The organism is Bradyrhizobium sp. LeoB3, assembly GCF_055456055.1.
On sequence record NZ_JBVBEF010000066.1, the window covers coordinates 23011 to 45088 of the forward strand.

Consider the following 22078-nt stretch of genomic DNA (forward strand, 5'->3'; position numbering starts at 1 on the left):
CGCCCCCTCAACTCACATTGCCCTGAAGGAAATCCCGTGCGCGCTGCTGCACTCGTCACGCTTGTTCGCCGGATAGGCCTGATCGGCGCGCTCGCCTGCGCGAGCGCTCCGGCCCTCGCTGCCGACCCCAAGCCAGACGCTTTGGTCAAGAACAGAAGTGTCGAAGCCACCGTCTATCTGGACGACAAGATCAAGGCCGATCCCGCGCTGGCAGCGGACTGCCTTGCCGAAGGCAGGAAGTGGGTCGACAAGAGCTCGGCCGAGGCCGCATCGGCGCGGAAGCAGGATCCCCGACTGTTCGATCGTGGTGGTTGGACCTTCGAGCGCAAGTACAATGTGCGCTCGGTGGTCAGTGGCCGCTACGTCAGCGTCCTTCGCAACGACTACATCAATACCCAAGGCGCGCATCCGAATTCGGACGTCAACACGATCCTGTGGGATTCCGCCGACAAGAAGCGCATCAGCATCCACCCCTTCTTCAAGGAGACCGCCGACAACGGGCCGACCATGACGGCGATCTTGGATGCAGTCATCGCCTCGCTGAATGCCGAGAAGAAGAAGCGCGGCGCCGGCGAGACGGCGACCGCCGAGTGGTACAAGGAAGTGAAGCCGACACTGCTCAAGATCGGAGCAGTGACGCTGGCGCCTTCCACTGAATCCGGCAAGAGCTCCGGCCTGACATTCCACTATCCGCCCTATGCCGTCGGTCCCTACGCCGAGGGCCAGTATGTCGCCTTCGTGCCCTGGGAGACGCTGAAACCATATCTGTCACCGGACGGCACCAGGATTTTCAGCGGATCGCGGCCCAAAGCCGATGAAGACGATCAGCAATGAGCGGCACCAAAGCGCTCGACATCAACGCCCTCGCCCATGACCTGCGCGCCGGCAACCGCGCGGCGCTGGCGCGTGCGATCACGCTGATTGAAAGCCGTCGCGCTGATCACCAGGCGGCGACGCGCGATCTGGTGCAGGCGCTGCTCGCGGACACCGGCAAGGCTTTCCGTGTCGGCATCACCGGCTCGCCCGGGGTCGGCAAGTCGACCACGATCGATGCGCTCGGCATGTACCTGATCGAGCACGGGCACAAGGTCGCGGTGCTGGCGGTTGATCCGTCCTCAGCGCGCACCGGCGGTTCGATCCTTGGCGACAAGACGCGGATGGCGCGGCTCTCGGCGTCCGAGCAGGCCTATATCCGCCCCTCGCCTTCCTCCGGCACGCTCGGCGGCGTCGCGGCGAAAACGCGCGAGGCGATGCTGCTCTGCGAAGCCGCCGGCTTTGATGTGGTGCTGGTGGAAACCGTCGGCATCGGCCAGTCCGAGACGGCGGTCTCCGACATGACCGATTTCTTCCTTGCGCTGATGCTGCCCGGCGCCGGCGACGAATTGCAGGGCATCAAGAAGGGCCTGGTCGAGCTCGCCGACATGATCGCGATCAACAAGGCCGACGGCGACAATCTCAAGCGCGCCAATGTCGCGGCAGCCGACTATCGCAGCGCGCTGCATATCTTGGCACCGCGTTCGCAACACTGGCACCCGCCGGTCGAAACCTATTCGGCCTTGACCGGCGCGGGCATCGACAAGCTCTGGCAGAAGATCGTCGAGCATCGCACCGCGATGAACGCCTCCAGCGAGTTCGCGGCGCGACGGCGCGAGCAGCAGGTGAAATGGATGTGGTCGATGCTGGAGCAGCGGATCATGGCGCGCCTGCGCTCCGACCCCGCGATCCGCGCCAAGGTGAAGAAGACGGAGGCCGAGGTTGCTGACGGCCGCATCTCGCCGGCCGTGGCGGCCGAGCAGATCGCGGAACTGTTGCGATGACCGAAAAGCTCTCCGTCCTTATCACCGGCTTCGGTCCGTTTCCCGGAGCGCCGTTCAATCCGACCATGCCGCTGGTGAAGCGGCTGACGGAGCTTCGCCGTCCCGCCTTCGATGATGTCAGGCTGACGAGCCACATCTTCAGGGTGACGTACGACGCCGTCGATCGTGAATTGCCGGAGCTGATCGCGCGCGTCCGTCCGCGGGCGCTTCTGATGTTCGGGCTTGCCAGCCGCACCGCGCACTTACGGATCGAGACCCGCGTCCGCAATGCCGTCACCACGCTGGTCGCCGATGCCGGCCGCCGCCGTGCGCGCAAGGGTTCGATCGTCGACGGCGCCGACGCGACAATGTTCGGATCGCATACCGCAAGACTGCTGCGCGCCGCGCTCGCGACCGGCATCGACGCGCGCGCCTCTCGCGACGCCGGCAGCTATCTCTGCAACTACCTAAGCTGGCGTGCGATCGAAGCCGTGGAGAAGACCGACGGCCTGCGGCTCGCCGCATTCGTGCATGTGCCGCTGATCCCGCGCCATGGCACATCGCTGCGCAAGGGAGCCGAGCGCATCACGCTGGAAGACCTCGTCGATGCCGGCGAGGCGCTGCTGATGGAAACGGTGAAGCTGGCGCGGCGGCCGATTATTCCGTCGTCCCGGGCTTGACCCGGGGCCCATAACCACAGGCGCGGGTTATAGGAAAAGGACGCCGCTCCAATCGAGCGTAACAGCCGATAGTCGGGGTTATGGGTCCCGGCTCAAGGCCGGGACGACAGCGGTTTTCGCCACCGCGGATTAACCCTAGCAGCAACAATCGCGTCCACATCCCCTCGCGCTCACCCTGCCAGGCTACAGTTCTGCGCTACGACTTGCGTCGCGAGGACCGTGCATCATGAACGTCAACCGCCGCCATCTCATCGGGGTTTCCGCAGCGGGCGCCGCCGGCGCGCTGGCGCTGCCGGCGGACGCTGCGCGCGCGGCGCCGCTCACCTGCGCGCTCGGCCGCGACGCCACGCAATATGGCGTCCGCCCCGGCAGTCCCGACGACCAGACCAAAGTCCTGCAGCGCGCGATCGACGAGGCCGCACGCGCGCAAGCGCCGCTGGCGCTGCCGCCCGGAGTCTATCGCACCGGCCTGCTCCGCCTGCAGCGCGGCTCGCAGCTCATTGGCGTGCGCGGCGCGACCAAACTCGTCTTCAACGGCGGGCCGTCGATGTTTCTTGGTGAAGGCGCCGACGGCATGGGCCTCTCCGGCCTCACGCTGGACGGCGGCAATGTGCCGCTGCCGCCGCGGCGCGGCCTCGTGCATTGCGTCACGGCGCGCGATGTCCGCATCACCGGATGCGAGATCAAAGGCAGCGGCGGCAACGGCATCTGGTTCGAGCAGGTGTCGGGCGACGTGAGCGGCAACATCTTCACCGACATTGCGACCACCGCCATCGTGTCGTTCGACGCGCTGGGCCTGATGGTGGCGCGCAACACGATCTCGGGCACCAACGACAACGGCATCGAGATCCTGCGTACCGCCATCGGCGACGACGGCACGATCGTCGCGGACAACCGCATCGAGGACATCAAGGCCGGGCCCGGCGGCTCCGGCCAGTATGGCAACGCCATCAACGCCTTCCGTGCCGGCAATGTGATCGTGCGCGGCAATCGCGTCAGGAACTGCGATTATTCCGCCGTGCGCGGCAATTCGGCGTCGAACATCCATATATCAGACAACAGCGTCAGCGATGTCCGCGAGGTCGCGCTCTATTCGGAATTCTCGTTCGAGGGCGCCGTCATCGCCAACAACACGGTCGACGGCGCCGCCGTCGGTGTCTCCGTGTGCAATTTCAATGAGGGCGGCCGCATCGCGGCGGTCCAGGGCAACATCATCCGCAACCTGATCCCGAAGCGGCCGATCGGGACCGCGCCGGACGATGATGCCGGTATCGGCATCTATGTCGAGGCGGATACCGCAGTCACCGGCAATGTGATCGAGAACGCGCCCTCCTTCGGCATCGTTGCCGGCTGGGGCAAATATCTGCGCGACGTCGCCATTACCGGCAACGTGATCCGCAAGGCGTTCGCCGGCATCGGCGTCTCGGTGGTACCGGGCGCCGGGATCGCGCTGGTCCACAACAACATGATCTCGGAAACGCCGCGCGGCGCCGTGGTCGGGCTCGACCATGCGCGGGTCATCACGACGGACCTGTCGGTTGCCGGCGCGCAGCAATATGCGCAGCTCGTGCTCGGCGGCAACGCGGTGCGGAGATAAAGATAACTTCTAGAGCGTGTTGCGCAGCAGCGGATAGCGCGCCTGGATGGCGGCGAGATCGAGCAGCGGCAGCGGCGCTTCTTTCGGTGCCGGCGCCTCCTCTTCCACGGCCTGAATGAGCGCAACAATCTCGATCGGCGGCTCCGGCGGCGCCACTGGCGCCGGCCGTTCGACCGGTCGCTGCTGCAACCGCACCGGGGTCGGCAGCGGCGTCACGTGGCCACGGCCGAGCCAGGAGATGTCGATCGGCGAATTGTCCAGCGAGGCCTCCCGCCGCAACAGGTCGCGCCAAGTCTCGACCGCCTGCTTGGCCTCCTGGACGTTCTCCAGGAAGGACACCTCGCTGTGATAGCGGCGCCATCGCCCGGATTCGAACAGTTCGGTGAGGTGTTCCAGCCGTGCTTCCGCCAGCGCGCACCAGCGCGCCACGATCTCGCGGCCTCTGGCCGCGTCAGTTCGATTTGTCATTAAGACAGCCCGTAAGGAGAGAAACGGACGCAGGACGCAACCGAACCGAATCAAAATATGATTGGGATATTCTGTGGAAAAGGTAAAGAAAGTCTAACACCTTTTCGTAAACGACTCGGGGCACGCAGAGAAGTCCGCAGGAATACTGGATTATTGGGTTTGCGGCTCTTAGACGGTCGACGCGACGCCTGCATGACTGTCGGCGCAACGAGAAAGCGTTGTCCACGCTGTCCACAAAATGAAGACCCGTCCGGGGGGACAACCGGACGGGTCAAGCCATATGGGCGCTTGGGGTGGATGGGCGCTCGCGCCTGATATAGCTGATGGGGAGGAATGGATCGCTCCCACAATTATTGGTCGCGACACGCTGCCCGACGTTCAAAATCCCTCTTCGATTTTTTTAACCTTCCCAGGCGACCGCCTGCGGCCCGAGAGCGCGGAAATTTCACTGCGCAGCGGGGCTTTTCACGTCATTTTCGGCCGATTTGTCCGCGGCCATGGCCGGTGCCGACTGTTCCATCGCCCGGCTCACAGAAGTGTTATCCTGTGCGGGCGCAGCCGGTGCGTGCTTGCCAGAGGCGAGCGGAACTGGCGCGACGGCGGACACCGCCGCGAATGCATCGGCTTGCCCTGCCCCAAACAGATCGTCACGTCCGGGGACGCCGAGATCGCGCGCCGTCCCGGTCAGGATCGAGCGCACCTCGTTCGGTTTCAGCGCAGGATTGCGCTCCAGCACCAGGGCCGCAATGCCGCTGACGAAGGCGGCGGAAAACGACGTGCCCGAGGTGATCTGGTATTTGCCATCCGGCGCCGGCAGGAAGATATCGGCGCCGGGCGCGGCGAGCGCGATGTAGTTGCCCCGGTTCGAGGCGGAGAACAGTTTCTCCTGCGCATCGGTGCCGCTGACCGCGATCACGTTCGGGTTCGCGGCGGGATAGAGCGGCGCCGATTTCGCCCCGGCATTACCGGCGGCTGCGACCAGCACGATGCCGCGCGCTGCACTCGCGGCGACCGCCCGCTCGATCAGCGGATCCTTGGGGCCGGCAAAGCTCATATTGATGATCTGCGCGCCGTGCAGCGCCGCATGATCCAGTCCCTTCAGGATCACATAGGACGAGCTCTGCGCCCCGTTCGCGGTCGCGCCGAACGCGCGGATCGCGAGAATGCGCACCTCCGGCGCGCTTCCCGTCAGCCTGGCATGGGCGGCGATCGCCCCGGCGATGCCGGTGCCGTGCGCATGCGGCTCTTCATTGCTGCCGATCGCATCGAATGTGTCGGCAACCGTATTCGCCAGTTCCGGATGGCTGGCATCGATGCCGGAATCGATCACCGCAATGGTCACGTTCATGCCGCGAACCAGCGTGTGCGCCTGCGGCAGGCGAAGCTGCGCCAGCGCGTATTGCGCCGGATCGCCCTCGGTCGCTGCCGTGTTCTGGTCCTGCAGCAGGTAGCGGAAGTTGGGTTGCACCGAGCGTATGCGGCCGTCGGCGGCCATCGCCCGGCGCACCACATCCACCGAGCGGCGATCGGTGATGCGGAACAGGCCGATGGTGGAGCCGAGCAGCGGGACGTTCCGTATCTCCGCCCGCGCCAGACCATGACGCCGCGCCAGCTCCTCGATCTGCGCGTCGGTCAGCGCACCATCGATTTCGGCCACGAGTTCGTTGGGCACCGCGCGGAAATCAACCGCGGTTCGCGGCGCGTTGTTGCGCGATCCGCCCTTGGCCTTCCTGCCGGCCGCCTTGCCGCCACTGCCGCCATCCGCAGTGGAGGCGACGGGACGGTCGAGGCACTCGCCGTCGCTACCGCGATAGGCAGCGTCGCAGGCGCGGTGGAGGTTGGGCGAATAGCGCGCAGAGGGCAGCGTCGACTGCACAGCAATGCGGGGCATGGTGGTGACGCTGATCCGCGAGGGGGTCCGCGCAACCGCCGCCCCGCCGATATTAGTATTGACCCGCGGCCTGACATTCGTGCTGACGCTCGGCAGCCGTGGGGCGACGCGGATTTCCGGCGTGCGCATGATGCTCTGCGCCGCGGCCGGACCTGTGGAACCGATGAACAGCGCCGAAATCAGCACCAACGCCATCTCGATCCGCCATTTCGAGCGTTCACGGGTCATGGCATCTCGCGCTAGCGCGTCGTGGGAAAATCTATGACCGCTTGCGCCTTACGGCGTCTCCACCGCGAGGCTGACGATCTTTTCCTTCTGCAGCCTGCCGAGCAGCGCGGCGACGTCGGTCTTGCTCATCGCGCTGTTGCCGAACTGGATCCGGAACATGCCGTCGCGGGCCCCGCCAATGATCGAGGCCTGGTAATTGTCGAGAAGCGCCGTGATGTCGGAAATGCGGGCGTCCGGCGCGAAACGAACTAGCGCGCGCGGCGGGCTCGTCACACCGAGGTTGCGGGTGATCGGAGCGGCGGACTCCGGCGCAGCCGCCCGCTGCTCGAGCGTGAGCGACGCCGTCTGGAACGAACTGCCCTGGCTCTTCATCATCAGCACCGCGCCAATCACGCCGGCCTGCAGCAGCAGCACGACCGCACCAACGCCCGCCGACCACGCCAGCGTCCGCGGCGACAGGCTTGCAAAGAACTGCGAGATTCGCCTGGAAAGGCTCACCGAAGTCGGCCGTGTACGCACCGGCTCCTGGTCGATCTCGGCGAACAGTTTCTGCATGGCGCGCATCGACGGCGCGCCCAAACTCTCGTTGAGGCGGATGGTCTCGGCAAATTCCTCGCGGATCACGGCATATTGCCCGGCGAGTTCCGCATCGCTGGCCAGCGCCTCCTCGACACGTCGCGCATCGCGCGCGTTCAACGTGCCCGTGGCATGCCAAGGCAGCAGCAATTCGACGTCGCTGGGCTCTTCCAGCATCTTCCTTCTCGCCGCCATCATGGCCAACCTCGCTCTATGCCGGCTGCCTTGAGCAGTTCGGCCAATTTCTTCCGCGCATAGAACAGGCGCGTCTTCACGGTGTTCTCCGGAATACCGACGATCTCGGCGACTTCCTCCACGGACTTCTCGTGGTAGTAGACCAGATCGACAATCTCCCGGTGCTCCAGCGAAAGTGCCGTTAGACACTTGCGCAACGCTTCACCCGTATCCTTCTTCTGCACCGCCACTTCCGGATCGTCGGACGCATCCTCGATCGCGTTCGCGGCGTCCTCGTCCAGTTCAGCGTCCTTCCTGCGCCGCAGCGCAGACAGGGCCTTGAACCGGGTGATCGCCAACAGCCAGGTTGAGACGGCAGATCGTCCTTCGAATTTGCCGGCCTGGCGCCAGACATCGAGAAATACCTCGCTGATGAGGTCTTCCGCGACCTGTTCGTCCCGCACAAGCCGGAGTCCGAAACGGTACACTCTGACGTGGTGCCGCCCGTACAGCACCTGCATGGCGAGCCGGTCGCCTTGAGCGATCCGGGCGATCAGAACCTCGTCTGAAGCCGCCTGTGTCGCGCTCAATGGCCGTCTCGCAAGATTGGTCGAGAGGGGGTGGGGGCTGGTTCGATGGAGAGAGCAGAATTCTTCACATTACCGCAATGTGCGGAACGCATGTGTGAACTATCCCACAACCCCCGAATTCCGTGTGAATTCCGCACTCCCTCGCCCCCGGATAGGTATCATGGTAGGGCAAAGCCTCCCCAAGACCGTGTCGACTGCTCGCAACCTTAGCAAGAGTCGGCACATAAGGCAGTCCTCCCGCCAATTCCCACCCGTCGAGCCCGGCACTCGTCCGCCGCGATTGCCTGGTCAAGGTTCCCCGATTTTCCCCTGCGAAAACAAGGGAGATGGCGGGAGTCTACGGACCGGATTCGGGATCGAAAGATACCAAACCTAAAGGCTTTTCCCCGTAGATTTTGCGAGTTTTCCTCTCGATGGCGAGCGCATGGGCATCGCAGCGTCCTCATTTCTGAACCCGGTTGCGGGCGGATTGAATGGCCGCCGCTCACGGCTGGCTGCCACGAAGCTGTTGCGCCGCGCCAGACGTCGGCGTCAGATCCAGGCGATGGTCGGCGTCTGCTATGTTCTCGACGCCCTCGTGCTCCTGGTCTATGCGAGCGCCGGCACGATCCCGATGGTGTTGGGCATGGCCTACGCGCTTTGCGGCTTGGGCTTGTGCGCCGTCTACGTGCTGCTTTCCGAACTCGGCTTCCACGACCGCTTCAAGGATCACTATCTGGTCGCGCCGCAGTCGGCCCTCCACATGGCGAACCAGCTCGCATTCACCTACATCGCGCCGCAAGTCGGCGTGCTGTTCCTGTGCAACCTGTTCGTGGTGTTCGGCTTCGGCGCGCTCAGGACCTCGGCGCGACAGACCGCCCTGATCTGGACCGTGACGGTGCTCGGCCTCGCCGCACTGTTCCTTCTGACCGACAAGCCGATCTCGATGCCGCATGGCAGCACCCTGGAGCGGCTCGCCACCGTGCTGGTCTTTGCGCTCACCATCGGGCGCTGCATGTTCTTGGGCATCCTCTCCAGCTCGATGCAGCAATCGCTGTACCAGAACGGGCAGAAGCTGAAGGAAGCCTACAAGCGCATCGAGGAGCTCGCCGAGCTTGACGAGCTGACCGGCGCATTCAACCGGCGCAGCATCATGCGGACACTGGACGAGGAGATCGTCCGCTCCGAGCGCACCGGCGCACCCTGCTCTGTCGCACTGATCGACCTCGACTGGTTCAAGCGCGTCAACGACGTCTATGGCCATCCGATCGGCGACGAAGTGCTGAGAACCTTCGCGATCTCCATGTTCGCCAACATCCGCAGCATCGACCGCTTCGGCCGCTACGGCGGCGAAGAGTTCCTGCTGATACTGCCCGAGTTGAACGAAGATGGCGCCACGCGCGCGCTGGAGCGGCTGCGGGTCATCATCGCCGAGCTCGACTGGAGCGCGTTCTCGCCGGGCATGCAGGTGACGATTTCCGCCGGCATTGCAACGCTGCGGCCCAACGAGGGCCCGGACACATTTCTCGCGCGCGCCGACAGCGCGCTTTACGCGGCCAAGGCACGAGGACGCAATCGCATCGCCAGTGCATGACCAAACGAATTCGCTTCCACCGTCGGAGAATCCGACGCGGTGGCATCGCCAATACTCCAGGACAGAGTCACAGTCATGAATTTGAAACCCGCAATCGCCCCCGAGAACTTGCTTGACGAGTTGCAGGCAACGCTCGCGCATGGAACGGTGGCGCGCCGGGTCGAGACCCTGCGCCGCGTGACCGATCTCTTCATCAACGGCGCGGTGGACTATTCGGACCAGCAGATCGCGCTGTTCGACGATGTGTTCCAGTGCCTGCTGCTTCACATCGAAACCTCGGCGAAGGCGCTATTGTCCAACCGGCTGGCGCCGATCGATACTGCCCCGCCGTTGACCGTCCGGACGCTTGCCTTCGACGACATGATCGAGGTCGCCGGTCCCGTGCTGACGCAATCGAGCCGGCTCGACGATAACACCCTGATCGAAACCGCGCGCAACAAGAGCCAGGCGCATCTGATGGCGATCGCGGCGCGCAAGACGCTGAGCGGTGCCGTCACTGACGTGCTGGTGTTGCGCGGTAACGACGAGGTGATCCAGAGCACCGTCAACAATCCCGGCGCCGAATTCACCGAACGCGGCTTCACGCGGCTGATCAGCCGCGCCGAAGGCGATGACGACCTTGCGACCTGCATCGGGCTCCGCCCGAGCATGCCCCGGCATCTCTATCTGAAACTGCTGGCGAAGGCATCGGACACGGTGCGGCACCGGCTCGAAGCCGCCAACCCGCAGCAGGCCAAGGAGGTGCCGAGCGCGGTGCGCGAGGCGACGCGGCGCGCTCGCTCCGCGCCCGCGGCGGTCACGCGCGACACGGCGATCGCCCATGCGCTGGTGAAGTCGCTGTATGAGGATGGCCGCCTCGACGAATTCCAGGTGGCAGCGTTTGCCGACGCCGGCAAGTTCGACGAGACCAATGCCTCGATTGCAGCTCTTGCCAATGTGAGTCTGGCCGTTGCCGAGAACATGATGATCGAAACCCGCGCCGAAGGCGTGATGATCCTGGCCAAGGTCGCAGGCTTCTCGTGGTCGACCGTGCGCTCGATCATCAACCTGCGCGACGAATTGTCAGGCGGCGAGCCGACGGATCTCCTGGCCTGCATGGAGACCTACGAACGGCTCCGGCCATCGACCGCCCAGCAGGTCTTGCGCTTCCACCGCATGCAGCAGTCCGCGCCCGCGGCATAGCCTTCACACTCGTCATTGCGAGGAGCGATAGCGACGAAGCAATCCATGCCTCCGCAAGTGGAGAGATGGATTGCTTCCCTGCGCTCGCAATGACGACGTGGAGGGACCGCAATCAATATCGAAGCACCTTCGAGCCGATCAGGGCGCCGATGGCGGCGACCAGCGTGGTCCCGATCGTGTACCAGGTCGCCACGAACAGCGGTGAATCATCGGCGCAATGCGATGCGTAAAGCGTGGCCGCAAGTCCCGCTGCCAGCAGGCCCGCGATCGCGCCGGCGACTGCCGGGCGCGCCGGCGCGCCATGGCGCAGGCCGAACAAAGCGGCCGCGAGCAGCGGCAGCGACAGCAAGGGAATCGAGATCAGGCATGCCCGCGAATTGTTGCCGACCAGTCGCGTCATCATCGGCGCGCGCTGCGGCATCATCATCTCGCCGCTGATACCGGCCACGAGCAGCCCGGCCGGAACCAGCAGCCACCAGCCAAAGCCACGCAGCGAAGCCTCGGGCCGCGATAGATGCAGACTGACGGCGATCGCGGAAGCGGCGAGCGCCAGCGTCACCGCGAACTTCAGATCGAAGAACGGGTTGTGCATCGCGGTCATGACATCGGGCCTGACGCCGAGCTCGGTGAAGAACATCAGCAGCGAGACCGGTGCGGCGGCGAGCAACGCCAGCATCAGGACAAAACCCACCGGCTGTGCGCGCTGGGTGTTGTCGGCGGCGATCGTGCGAATGAGCTGATCGGTCTCCATGTTCAACTCTCCCGCAGTTTCGCCGTCAGATTGGCGAGCCCGCGATGCAACGCCACCCGCACGGCGCCCTCGCTCATCGAGAATTTTGCTGCCGTATCCTTGATCGAAGCGCTGTCGACGGCGATGGACTGCAGCACCTCGCGCTGCCGCGCCGGCAATGCGTTCAGATGCGCAGCGATTTCGCTCGCGGAGGCCTTCTCCTCCTGCGCCTCGCCGGGCAAGGTCTCGGCAAAATCGTCGATGTTGACGAACACCCGCTTGCCCCGGCGTCGCAGCGCATCGATCAGCTTGTTGCGGGCAATTGCGAACAGCCAGGGCGCAAACGGGGCGTTTACGTCCCACGTGTGTCGCTTCGAATGCACCGCCAGCAGAATGTCTTGCACGATATCCTCGGATTGATCGATCGGTTGGCCCGCGCGCGCCAAACCGCGGCGCGCGGCCGCCCGCAGGACCGGCGTGATCGCCTTCAGGAGGCGATGATACGCCGTGCTGTCGCCTGAAATGGCCGACCGCATCAGGCCGGTCCATTCGTCCTCACGCTCGCGCACGTGCGCTCCCACAACGCAATTCGGTCGATCCTTCAATTTGTTACACCGGCAGCGAACTGATCACAAAATCGTGAAACAGCGCCCGGGCGACAGAATCTCAAATCCGGACCAGCGCAAGTCGAGCGGGCGGTTCGAGATCCGCAGCGCTCTTAACATCGATTGCTGGAGCTCGCACCGGTCGGGGCGTGAGCGCAGAATTTTACCTGGAGGAAAATCGACGCCGTGCCCGAAAGCAGCCGTTTTGGCGCAACAGTGCCGCCCCGTTTTGGCCCGGCAAAACCCGAAGATTCCCTTTTTCTGCCCCGCTGCGGACACGCCTCGGGGTCTCATTCGCCCCTCAGGGGCGGGCAAATGGGGAGATTGTCAGATGATCACCAAAGCCAGCGGGCTTCTGGCGGTGCTTGTGGCCGCAGGGCTGTTTGCATGCGTCGCCGCGCCGTCCCCGGTCGAGGCGGCAGGTTCGGGCGGCACGACTACCTCGGAGTCCGATAGTGCGGCAAGTGTTAAGAAACAGAGTACGCGTCACGCAAAGCGCGACACGTCGGCCAAGACCGAGTCGAAATCGTCCGCTTCCAAGTCCTCCGAATCCAAGTCGTCCGAGGCCAAGAAACCGGATAGCGCCGAGACCGCCGACGCCGCAGCCGTGTCGCTTCCGGCATTGGTCGCCAATGCCAAGGCCGAACTGACCCCCAACGTTCCTGCCGATAATGCGAGTGCGATGTCGGCGAAGGCCAACACGCTGCTCGCCGCATCCGATAAGCCCGACGAGGCAAAGGCGCCCGGTGATGCCGACGTCGTCGCCTCCGACCAGCTCAACGAAGTCGATCGCGCGATGCCGGAGAGCCAGCAGCAGAATCAGCCCGCCGCGCAGCCACAGCCGCAGCAGCCCGCCCCGGCGGTCGCGATGACGACCGCCCAGGCGCCGACGGCGGCGCCGGTCGCCAGCGCCGACGACACGACCTGGGACCGGACTTCCCTGATCGGCAAGATCTTCATCGCCGCGGGCGCGTTGCTGACCATGGCGTCTGCCGCCCGCATGTTCATGGCCTGACGTCCCCTTGCCCGGACGCGCGGCGCAAATAGCGCCACACCGCGTCCGGGAGCCCACTTGAAGCCCACCCTGTCAGCGGGCACATTGCCGCCAGATCAGGAGAACGGGGTGGATCATGTCGACGTTTGAACACATCATTGTCGAGAGCAAGGGCGCGGTCGGCATCATCAAGCTGAACCGTCCCAAAATGCTCAACGCGCTGTCCTTCGGCGTCTTCCGCGAGATCGCAGCCGCAGTCGACGACCTCGAGGCGGACGACGCCATCGGATGCATCGTCCTCACCGGCAGCGAGAAGGCCTTTGCCGCCGGCGCCGACATCAAGGAGATGCAGCCGAAAGGCTTCATCGACATGTTCACCAGCGACTTCGCCGCTGTCGGCGGCGACCGCGTCGCCAGATGCCGCAAGCCGACGATTGCGGCGGTGGCGGGATATGCTCTTGGCGGCGGCTGTGAGCTTGCCATGATGTGCGACATCATCATCGCTGCCGACACCGCGAAGTTCGGCCAGCCCGAGATCACGCTCGGCACGATCCCCGGAATCGGCGGCACGCAGCGGCTGACGCGTGCGATCGGCAAGTCGAAGGCGATGGATCTCTGCCTCACCGGACGGATGATGGATGCCGCCGAGGCCGAACGCTCCGGCCTCGTCAGCCGCGTCGTGCCCGCCGACAGGCTGATGGACGAAGCACTCACCGCCGCTGAAAAGATCGCATCGATGTCGCGCCCGGCAGCGGCGATGGCCAAGGAAGCCGTCAACCGCGCCTTCGAGACCACGCTGTCCGAAGGACTCAACGTCGAGCGCAACCTGTTCCACTCGACCTTCGCGCTCGAAGACCGTTCCGAAGGCATGGCCGCCTTCATCGAGAAGCGACAGCCTGTGAATAAGAACAGGTAAGTTAAATCACTGTCGTCACCGTCTGTGACGAACCGGCAACAGACAAGCGCTGATTTGATGTGCAGATGTCGCGCGACCGTTTGTCAGTAGCGAGACCATCCCCTAAACAGTAGATGTGACCCAGTCGACGGGGGCGGACAGTCGGGGTGGTTTGCGGGTTATTATGGTTGGACGTGCCGCTAGAGTTAGCGACGTGAGAAGGCGTTTGCTTCAGACGGGCATTTGCCTTGGCGTGATGCTTTGTGTCGATTTCGCCGCCTCGGCGGTCCATGCGGAGAGCCTCCCTGAAGCACTCGCCAAAGCCTACCAGACCAATCCGGCGCTGAATGCCGAGCGGGCGCGGCAGCGGGCGACCGACGAGAACGTGCCGCAGGCACTGACCGGCTATCGACCGCAGATCGCAGCAACCCTCTCCGCCGGTTTGCAGGCGGTGCGCGACCTCTTGCCAAATAACGTCGTTCAGACCGCGAACCTGAAGCCGTGGCAGATCGGCCTGACGGTGACGCAGACGCTGTTCAACGGTTTCAAGACCGCCAACAGCGTGCGGGTGGCGGAACTGCAGGTGCAGTCCGGCCGCGAGGCGCTGCGCAATGTCGGCCAGGGCGTGCTGCTGGACGCGGTGACCGCTTATACCAACGTGCTCGCCAACCAGTCCTTGGTCGAGGCGCAGCGCGCCAACGTCGCGTTTCTGCGCGAAACGCAAGCCATCACGCAGAAGCGCCTCAATGCCGGCGATGTCACGCCGACCGACACGGCGCAGGCCGAAGCGCGACTGAACCGCGGGCTTGCCGACCTCAACGCCGCCGAGATCAGTCTCGCGATCAGCCAAGCGACTTACGCACAGGTCATCGGCAATGCGCCCGGGCAATTGCGGCCTGCCGAGACCACTGACCGCCTGCTGCCGCGCAATCGCGAGGACGCGATCGGGCTCGCCTTCAAAGAGCACCCGGCGGTGATGGCGGCAAGCTACGACGTCGACGTCGCCTCGACCACGATCCGCGTCGCCGAGAGCAGTCTGATGCCGAACGTCACGGTGCAGGGCAGCGTGAGCCGCAGCCGCGACTCCGACCCGACGCTCGGCACATTCGGAACCGATCAGGCTTCCATCATCGGCCAGTTGAACCAGCCGATCTATGACGGCGGCATGGCGGCGTCCCAGACCCGGCAGGCCAAGGAAGTGGCAGCGCAGAGCCGGCTGGTGCTCGACCAGGTTCGTAACCAGGCGCGGACCGCTGCGATCAGCGCCTGGGTCGCCAACGAAGGCGCCAAGACGGCGGTCTCCGCTTCCGAGTCCGAAGTCCGTGCCGCGAACGTTGCGCTGCAGGGCGTGCAGCGCGAGGCGGCAGGCGGCCAGCGCACCACCGTCGACGTGCTCAATGCGCAACAGGATTTGATCTCGGCCAGAGCCCGGCTGATCGGCGCACTGCGCGACCGCGTGATCGCCTCCTACAGCCTGCTCAGCGCCATCGGCCGGCTCGACGTCAAGAACCTCAATCTCAATACGCCCGATTACCTGCCGGAGGTGCATTACCATCAGGTGCGCGACGCCTGGCACGGGCTGCGCACGCCGTCCGGACAGTGATCCGGCATAGGCATCACCGCCTTCCCGCCCGCACATTCGCCCTGTAACCTCGCTCAACCGGCGGCTGATAACGCTGGGGCGCAGCAAGCGCCGATCAAACGAGGAAACGCAGGGAGAAGACCAATGCTGACGCGACGCAGTATGATGCTTGCCTCCATCGCGGCCGGAGTGATGATGAACAACAGAGACGTGCACGCCAAGGCAGCCCAGCCTTCGACGCCGGTGAATTTCGACGTGCCGGCCGGCGCCTGCGACTGCCACACCCACATCCATGGCGATCCCCAAAAATTCCCGTTCTTCGCCGGTCGCGTCTACACGCCGGAACCGGCCTCGCCCGAGGAGATGAGCGCGCTGCACAAGGCGCTCGGGATCGAGCGCGTGGTGATCGTGACGCCGAGCGTCTACGGCACCGACAATTCCGCAACCCGCTTCGGCATGATGGCGCGCGGCGCGACCGCGCGGGGGGTGGCTGTCATCGACGACAAGACGCCGGAAAGCGATCTGGATGCGATGCAGAAGGACGGTTTCCGCGGCATCCGCCTCAACCTCGCAACCGGCGGCATCAACGATCCCAATGTCGCCCGTGCCCGCCTGACCTCCGGGATCGACCGCGTCAAGGCGCGGGGCTGGCATGTGCAGGTGTACACGAACTTGCCGCTGATCCCGGCGGTCAAGGACCTCGTCGCTGCATCGCCCGTGCCCGTTGTCTTCGACCATTTCGGCGGCGCGCAGGCCGCGCTCGGCGTGGAACAACCGGGTTTTCCGGACCTTGTCGAACTGGTGAAGTCCGGCAAGGCCTATGTGAAGATCTCCGGCGCCTACCGCGCCTCCAAGCTTGCGCCCGACTATCAGGACGCGATCCCGCTCGCCAAGGCCCTGATCGCGGCAAATCCCGACCGCATCGTCTGGGGCACCGACTGGCCGCATCCCGATACGGTGGTGCCGCCCGGAAAGCAGGTCACGGATGTTGTTCCGCTGTACCAGATCGACGACGGACGCCTTCTCAACCAGCTCGCGGTGTGGGCGCCGGACGCCGCGACGCGCAAGAAGATCCTGGTCGACAACCCGGCCCGGCTCTACGGCTTCACCTCCTAGATTCGCGCCGCGAGAAATAGGAGATCAGGACCGGCAGCGTCACGAGGATGACGAGCGGCGCCAGCATCATGCCGGTCACGACCACGACCGCGAGCGGCTTCTGCACCTGCGAGCCGATCCCTCCCGACAGCGCCGCCGGCAATAGCCCGACGCCGGCGACGACGCAGGTCATCAACACCGGGCGCAGTTGCAATTCACCGGTGCGGACCACGGCCCGCATCCGCTCGTAACCTTCATCGATGAGCTGGTTGAACTGCGACAGGATGATGATGCCGTCCATCACGGCGATGCCGAACAGCGCGATGAAGCCGATCGCGGCCGAGACGCTGAAGGGAATGCCGGAGACCAGCAGCCCGAGCACGCCGCCGAAGATCGCCATCGGGATCACGCTCATGGCGAGCAGCGTGTCGACCATCGAGCCGAAATTGAGGAACAGCAGTATCCCGATCAAACCGAGGCTGATCGGCACCACGACCGACAGCCGCTTGATCGCGTCCTGCAGATTGCCGAACTCGCCGACCCATTCGACACGCGATCCCGGCGGGAGCTTGACCTGGTCCGTGACCTTCTGCTGCGCCTCCTGGATCGCGCTGCCGAGGTCGCGCTCACGCACCGAGAATTTGATCGGCAGATAGCGTTCCTGCTGCTCGCGATAGATATAGGCGGCGCCCGAGATCAGCTTGATCGAGGCCACTTCGCTCAGCGGGATCTGCGTGATCCCGCCGTTCGGGTTGGCGACGCCGATGCGCAGGTTCTGGATCGCTTCGGCGCTCTTGCGGTACTCCGGAGCAAGCCGCACGATGATCGGGAAATGACGGTCGCTGCCGGGCTCATAGAGATCGCCAGCGCTGTCGCCGCCGACCGCGACCTTGATCGTGGCATTGATGTCGCCCGGTGACAGGCCATAGCGCGCGGCGCGGGCGCGGTCGACGTCGATCTGGATCGTCGGCTGGCCGAGCGAGGTGAACACGGCAAGGTCGGTGATCCCCTGCACCGTCGAGAGCACCGACTTGATCTGATTGGCCGTGTCGGTCAACGCCTGCAGGTCGCTGCCGTAAAGCTTGATCGAGTTCTCGCCCTTCACGCCCGAAACCGCTTCGGAGACGTTATCCTGCAGATATTGCGAGAAGTTGAATTCGACGCCGGGAAACTTGTCCTGCAACTGCGCCAAGAGCTGCGCGGTAAGCTCATCCTTGTCGCGCGTGCCGGGCCATTCGCTCGCCGGTTTCAACGGCGCGAAGAATTCCGCGTTGAAGAGACCGGCGGCGTCGGTTCCGTCGTCGGGACGGCCATGCTGTGACACCACCGATTCCACCTCGGGACGGGCGCGGATCATCCGGCGCATCTCGTTGACATAGGCATTGCCTTCCTGCAGCGAGATCGTCGGCGGCAGCGTGGCGCGGATCCACAGATTGCCCTCTTCCAGCTTCGGCAGGAATTCGAGCCCGAGCAATCGTACCGACAGCGCGGTCAAGACCACGAGGGCGGCCGCACCGGCCATCACCACTCGCCGGTTGGCGACCGCCCAGTTCAGGACGGGCAAATAGAGGCGATCGAGCTGCCTCATGATCCAGGTCTCGGTCTCCTGGATATGCGCGGGCAGGATGATCGCGCTCAACGCCGGCGTGATCGTGAAGGTCGCGAGCAGACCACCGGCGAGCGCATAGGCATAGGTCCGCGCCATCGGTCCGAAGATGTTGCCCTCGACGCCGCTCAGCGTGAACAGCGGCAGGAAGGCGGCCACGATGATGGTGGCGGCAAAGAAGATCGAGCGCGATACGTCGGCGGACGCCGACAGGATCGCGTGGGTCTTGATGCCCATCATGGTTTCGGCGGAGACATGGCTCTGCTCGGCTTCAGAAAGCCGCGTGGTCTGTGACAGGCGGCGGAAGATCGCCTCCATCATGATGACGGTGGCATCCACGATCAGCCCGAAGTCGATCGCGCCGACCGACAACAGATTGGCGGATTCGCCGCGCAGCACCAGGATGATCACGGCAAAGAACAGCGCGAAGGGAATGGTTGCGCCGACGATCAGCGCGCTGCGGAGATCGCCGAGGAAGATCCATTGCAGCAGCACGATCAGGAGGATGCCGACCACCATGTTGTGCAGCACGGTGTGGGTGGTGAGATCGATCAGGTCCTTGCGGTCGTAGATGCGCTCGATCCTGACCCCCGGCGGCAGGATCGAGGAGTGATTGATCGATTTGACCAGTTGTTCGACGCGGGCGATCGTCGGTGAGCTCTGCTCGCCGCGGCGCATCAGCACGATGCCCTGCACGATGTCATCGTCATTATCGATTCCGGCAATCCCGAGCCGCGGCTTCTCGCCGATGGTGACGGTTGCGATATCCCTCACCAGCACGGGGTTGCCGCCGGACTGCGACACCATGGTGTTGTTGAGATCGTCGACCGAACGGATCAGGCCGACGCCGCGCACCACCGCGGACTGGGTGCCGATATCAACCGTGTTGCCGCCGACATTGATGTTGGCGTTGCTCACCGCCTGCAACACCTGCGGCAAGGTCAGGCCGTTGGCGACGAGCTTGTTGAAATCGACCTGCACCTCATAAGTCTTGGTCTTGCCGCCCCAGCCGGTGACGTCGATCACGCCGGGCACGGCGCGGAAGCGGCGTTGCAGCACCCAATCCTGCAATGTCTTCAGATCGAGGACGCTGTAGTTGGGCGGGCCGACCAGCCGGTAACGAAAGATCTCGCCGATCGGGCTGAGCGGTGAGATCGTCGGCTGCACATTGCCGGGCAAAGGCGGCAGTTGCGCGAGGCGGTTCAGGACCTGCTGCTGCGCCTCGTCATAGGTGTAATCGAAGGAGAACTGCAGCTTGACGTCGGAGAGGCCATAGAGCGAGATGGTGCGGATCGTGCGCAGGTTCTTCAGCCCGGCGACCTGGGTCTCGATCGGAATTGTGATGTAGCGCTCGATCTCCTCTGCCGACAGGCCCGGGCTTTGCGTCACGACGTCGACCATCGGCGGCGTCGGATCGGGATAGGCCTCGATGTTGAGGTGCTGGAAGGCAATCAGCCCGCCGATTATGACGGCGGCGAAGATGCCGACCATCAGATAGCGGCGGCTGACTGCGAGAGCGACGAGGCGATCCATTTCAGATCGAAGCTTTCAATAATCCGGGAATGTCAGGTACCGGAGGCGGCGCGGTCGATGAACAGGCTGCCCTTGGTGACGATCTGCTCGCCTGGCCGCAGATTGCCGACGATCTCGACGAGATCGCCGTTGGTGATCCCCGGCTTCACCTGGCGCAGTTCGATCGTCTTGTCCGGATGCGCGACCCAGACGCGCACCTGGTCGCCTTCATAGATCAGCGCCTGCTTGGGTACGCCGACCGCGGGATGGTCGCCCGGCGAATAGAGTGTGACATTGGCGAACATCTCCGGCTTCAGCGCGCCATCCGCGTTGTCGATGGTGGCGCGGACCAGGAGCCGGCGCGTCGCCGGATCGATCGCTGCGGCGACATAATTGATGCGCGCGGTCAGCGAGCGGCCCGGCAGCGCCATCACGCTGAATGTGAGGTCCTGCCCGACCGCGACCTTGGCGGCGTCGCTCTCGCGGACGAAGGCGAGCAGCCAGACGGTCGAGAGATCGCCGATGACGTAGACGGGATCGCTGGCGCCGGAGGAGACATATTGCCCGGGGCCGGCCTTGCGCTGCACCACCGTGCCGCCGATCGGCGCGAAGATCGTGATTTCCGGATTGATGCCGCCCTTCTGCCGCAGCGCATCGATATCGGCGTCGCCGAAGCCCAGGATACGCAGCTTGTTGCGCGCGGCCTCCAGCGTCGTCTGCGCCGAACGCAGGTCGTTCTGCGCCTGGACCAGCGTGGCCTGGCTCTGCTGATAATCCTTCAGCGGCACGGCCTTGCCTTCGAACAAGTCCCTGGCACGGTTGTCCTGGATCTGCGCCAGATCGACCGCGGACTTCGCCTTGTTCACGCCGGTCATCGCCGAGATGTAGTCGTTCTGCGCCTGCACGGTGTCGGCGGCCTCGATCACGAACAGCGGCTGGCCCTTGACGACGCTGTCGCCGGGCCGCGCCAGCAGCTTGGTGATGCGGCCGGTATAGGGCGAGAACACCGGGGTGGAGCGATCCTCGTCGATGCCGATCTTGCCCTCGGTCACGTATTCGGCGCGGAAGGCACGCTCGGAGACCGGCTGCAGGCTGAGGCTCGCCCATTCGGCAGGGGTCGGCGTGTAGCGCTGCAGGCCTTTGCGGGATTGGCTCGAAATCTCCGAATGGCCGCCATTTGCCCCCTTGTTGTGCAGGGATGCGTAAGCCACGCCACCGGCAACCGCCAGCACGGCCACGACCAGCGCCAGGCGCTGACGGCTAAGGGTCTGCAATTGCTTGGTAATGTCTTTGACCATGGGCCGTGGCTGATGTCGGAGGTTCCGCTGCGCGCTAATAGTGCCCAATTACCGGTTCAGACAACCAAAAAAGCGACAATTGGACGCAGGTTCCGGTTTATCTTTGGACAGTGAGGCATGAACGCCGGGTGAATGCCAAGCCCCGGGAAATTCCGGGGTGGCGGCCGGCGAAACTAAAGCGGGCCGGGTGACAGGCCCTGCCGTGCGCAGGCAGATCCTGCCTGACGATCCCTCCTGTTTTGACGATGCCGACCGCCTGCCCTTTTCGGCATGGTTGAACCGGTCGCGCTTCGGCATTCCCTCAATTGTGTGCCCAAGAGCAGTGCCCGAACTGGGAAGGAGTTGCAATGGCCATCGATCCCTTGACCGCCGCCTGCGTCGTGCTGGCGACGGCCGCAACCGATGCGGTCTACGTGATGTTCACGTCCGCCGTGGTGGCACGCAAACGCGTGCCGGCGGCAACCTGGAGCAGCGTCTGGTACGTGCTCTCGTCCTATGCGGTGATCAGTTACACCGAAAACTCGGTCTACGTGTTCTTCGCGGCGATCGGCTCCTGGGTCGGCGCCTACCTGACGATGACGTTCCTGCATCGACCTCCCGGCGGGCCACCGGTGGGCGCCGCGGTGGAATGAAGCGGATGTGCGCGTGGAGATGGTGCGTGGGATGGGGTTCGGATTCAAATGTCAAACAGCAACTCCGCTGTCATCGTCCGGCTTGACCGGACGATCTAGTAATCGAGAGGCGGTCGTGCTTGAGCCGAGAGGCCGCCGGATACTGGATGCCCCGCCTTCGCGGGGCATGACGGTGGAGTGTGAGGAAGCAGCAGTTCGCGTTCTCGCGGCGTTGTTCGCCCGAGCTTTGCGTTACTTTCCACCCTCTTCGATATCAGAGGGCGCAGGGAAAGCCGGGTGCTGGTTGCACCCGTGGGTCCGTGCAACAAAAAGCACGGGGGTAGGACCACAGGTTCAACCGAAGCATTCCGGCTTTCCCTGCGCGATGGTGTTAC

Annotated in this window: 19 protein-coding genes; 11 read left to right on the forward strand and 8 right to left on the reverse strand. The window is 64.6% G+C overall.

Features of this window, described 5'->3' with window-relative positions; translation table 11 throughout:
* Nucleotides 1-72: 72 nt before the first annotated feature.
* From ACZXDY_RS31495 to ACZXDY_RS31510, 4 genes are all read left to right on the forward strand, one after another.
* The gene (locus ACZXDY_RS31495) at nt 73-834 is read left to right on the forward strand and encodes an RsiV family protein (protein WP_464348201.1); all 762 of its coding nucleotides are present in this window, start codon (nt 73-75) and stop codon (nt 832-834) included.
* Nucleotides 831-1817, forward strand: a complete 987-nt coding sequence (gene meaB, locus ACZXDY_RS31500) for a methylmalonyl Co-A mutase-associated GTPase MeaB (protein ID WP_464348188.1) — start codon at nt 831-833, stop codon at nt 1815-1817. The genes ACZXDY_RS31495 and meaB overlap by 4 nt, the downstream gene beginning before the upstream one ends.
* The gene (locus tag ACZXDY_RS31505) at nt 1814-2476 is read left to right on the forward strand and encodes a pyroglutamyl-peptidase I (RefSeq protein WP_464348189.1); all 663 of its coding nucleotides are present in this window, start codon (nt 1814-1816) and stop codon (nt 2474-2476) included. The genes meaB and ACZXDY_RS31505 overlap by 4 nt, the downstream gene beginning before the upstream one ends.
* Nucleotides 2477-2702: 226 nt before the next feature.
* A complete protein-coding gene (locus tag ACZXDY_RS31510; protein WP_464348190.1) occupies nt 2703-4073 on the forward strand; it encodes a TIGR03808 family TAT-translocated repetitive protein in 1371 nt (456 codons plus the stop codon).
* Between the two features lie 9 nt (nt 4074-4082).
* Here the strand turns inward: ACZXDY_RS31510 and ACZXDY_RS31515 are convergent, their stop codons facing one another.
* The 4 genes from ACZXDY_RS31515 to ACZXDY_RS31530 form a co-directional block, all read right to left on the reverse strand.
* Nucleotides 4083-4541: a TIGR03809 family protein gene (locus ACZXDY_RS31515; protein WP_464348191.1), complete on the reverse strand. Its 459-nt coding sequence runs from the start codon at nt 4539-4541 to the stop codon at nt 4083-4085.
* Nucleotides 4542-4986: 445 nt separating this feature from the next.
* Nucleotides 4987-6627, reverse strand: coding sequence for a S8 family serine peptidase (locus ACZXDY_RS31520; protein WP_464348202.1), 1641 nt, complete (start codon nt 6625-6627; stop codon nt 4987-4989).
* A gap of 81 nt (nt 6628-6708) precedes the next feature.
* Nucleotides 6709-7434 (reverse strand): hypothetical protein, encoded by a 726-nt coding sequence (locus ACZXDY_RS31525; protein WP_028166185.1) that lies wholly within the window; start codon nt 7432-7434, stop codon nt 6709-6711.
* The gene (locus ACZXDY_RS31530) at nt 7431-8000 is read right to left on the reverse strand and encodes a sigma-70 family RNA polymerase sigma factor (RefSeq protein WP_028166186.1); all 570 of its coding nucleotides are present in this window, start codon (nt 7998-8000) and stop codon (nt 7431-7433) included. The genes ACZXDY_RS31525 and ACZXDY_RS31530 overlap by 4 nt, the downstream gene beginning before the upstream one ends.
* Nucleotides 8001-8424: 424 nt before the next feature.
* Here ACZXDY_RS31530 and ACZXDY_RS31535 point away from each other — a divergent pair, with 424 nt between their 5' ends.
* Nucleotides 8425-9573: a GGDEF domain-containing protein gene (locus tag ACZXDY_RS31535; protein ID WP_464348192.1), complete on the forward strand. Its 1149-nt coding sequence runs from the start codon at nt 8425-8427 to the stop codon at nt 9571-9573.
* A 75-nt stretch (nt 9574-9648) separates the two neighbouring features.
* On the forward strand, nt 9649-10755 hold the full coding sequence (locus tag ACZXDY_RS31540; protein WP_028166188.1) for a DUF2336 domain-containing protein: 1107 nt from the start codon (nt 9649-9651) through the stop codon (nt 10753-10755).
* Between the two features lie 112 nt (nt 10756-10867).
* Here ACZXDY_RS31540 and ACZXDY_RS31545 read toward each other — a convergent pair whose 3' ends face one another.
* The gene (locus tag ACZXDY_RS31545) at nt 10868-11506 is read right to left on the reverse strand and encodes an NrsF family protein (protein ID WP_464348193.1); all 639 of its coding nucleotides are present in this window, start codon (nt 11504-11506) and stop codon (nt 10868-10870) included.
* Nucleotides 11507-11508: 2 nt separating this feature from the next.
* Nucleotides 11509-12054 (reverse strand): sigma-70 family RNA polymerase sigma factor, encoded by a 546-nt coding sequence (locus ACZXDY_RS31550; RefSeq protein WP_130229381.1) that lies wholly within the window; start codon nt 12052-12054, stop codon nt 11509-11511.
* A 367-nt stretch (nt 12055-12421) separates the two neighbouring features.
* On the opposite strand from ACZXDY_RS31550, the gene ACZXDY_RS31555 reads away from it, so the two are divergent.
* From ACZXDY_RS31555 to ACZXDY_RS31570, 4 genes are all read left to right on the forward strand, one after another.
* Nucleotides 12422-13105 (forward strand): hypothetical protein, encoded by a 684-nt coding sequence (locus ACZXDY_RS31555; protein ID WP_464348194.1) that lies wholly within the window; start codon nt 12422-12424, stop codon nt 13103-13105.
* A 115-nt stretch (nt 13106-13220) separates the two neighbouring features.
* Nucleotides 13221-14000 carry an enoyl-CoA hydratase gene (locus ACZXDY_RS31560; RefSeq protein ID WP_130229382.1) on the forward strand — a complete coding sequence of 260 codons (780 nt, stop codon included), beginning with the start codon at nt 13221-13223 and terminating at the stop codon, nt 13998-14000.
* Nucleotides 14001-14163: 163 nt separating this feature from the next.
* Entirely contained in the window at nt 14164-15582 is a 1419-nt protein-coding gene (locus ACZXDY_RS31565) for a TolC family outer membrane protein (RefSeq protein WP_028166193.1), read from the forward strand.
* Between the two features lie 123 nt (nt 15583-15705).
* Nucleotides 15706-16677, forward strand: coding sequence for an amidohydrolase family protein (locus ACZXDY_RS31570; protein ID WP_028166194.1), 972 nt, complete (start codon nt 15706-15708; stop codon nt 16675-16677).
* Here ACZXDY_RS31570 and ACZXDY_RS31575 read toward each other — a convergent pair.
* On the reverse strand, nt 16667-19795 hold the full coding sequence (locus ACZXDY_RS31575; RefSeq protein ID WP_464348195.1) for an efflux RND transporter permease subunit: 3129 nt from the start codon (nt 19793-19795) through the stop codon (nt 16667-16669). The genes ACZXDY_RS31570 and ACZXDY_RS31575 overlap by 11 nt on opposite strands.
* Before the next feature lie 32 nt (nt 19796-19827).
* Nucleotides 19828-21072, reverse strand: a complete 1245-nt coding sequence (locus ACZXDY_RS31580) for an efflux RND transporter periplasmic adaptor subunit (protein ID WP_455997550.1) — start codon at nt 21070-21072, stop codon at nt 19828-19830.
* Nucleotides 21073-21419: 347 nt separating this feature from the next.
* Here ACZXDY_RS31580 and ACZXDY_RS31585 point away from each other — a divergent pair, with 347 nt between their 5' ends.
* Entirely contained in the window at nt 21420-21704 is a 285-nt protein-coding gene (locus tag ACZXDY_RS31585) for a hypothetical protein (protein WP_464348196.1), read from the forward strand.
* Nucleotides 21705-22078: the final 374 nt, after the last annotated feature.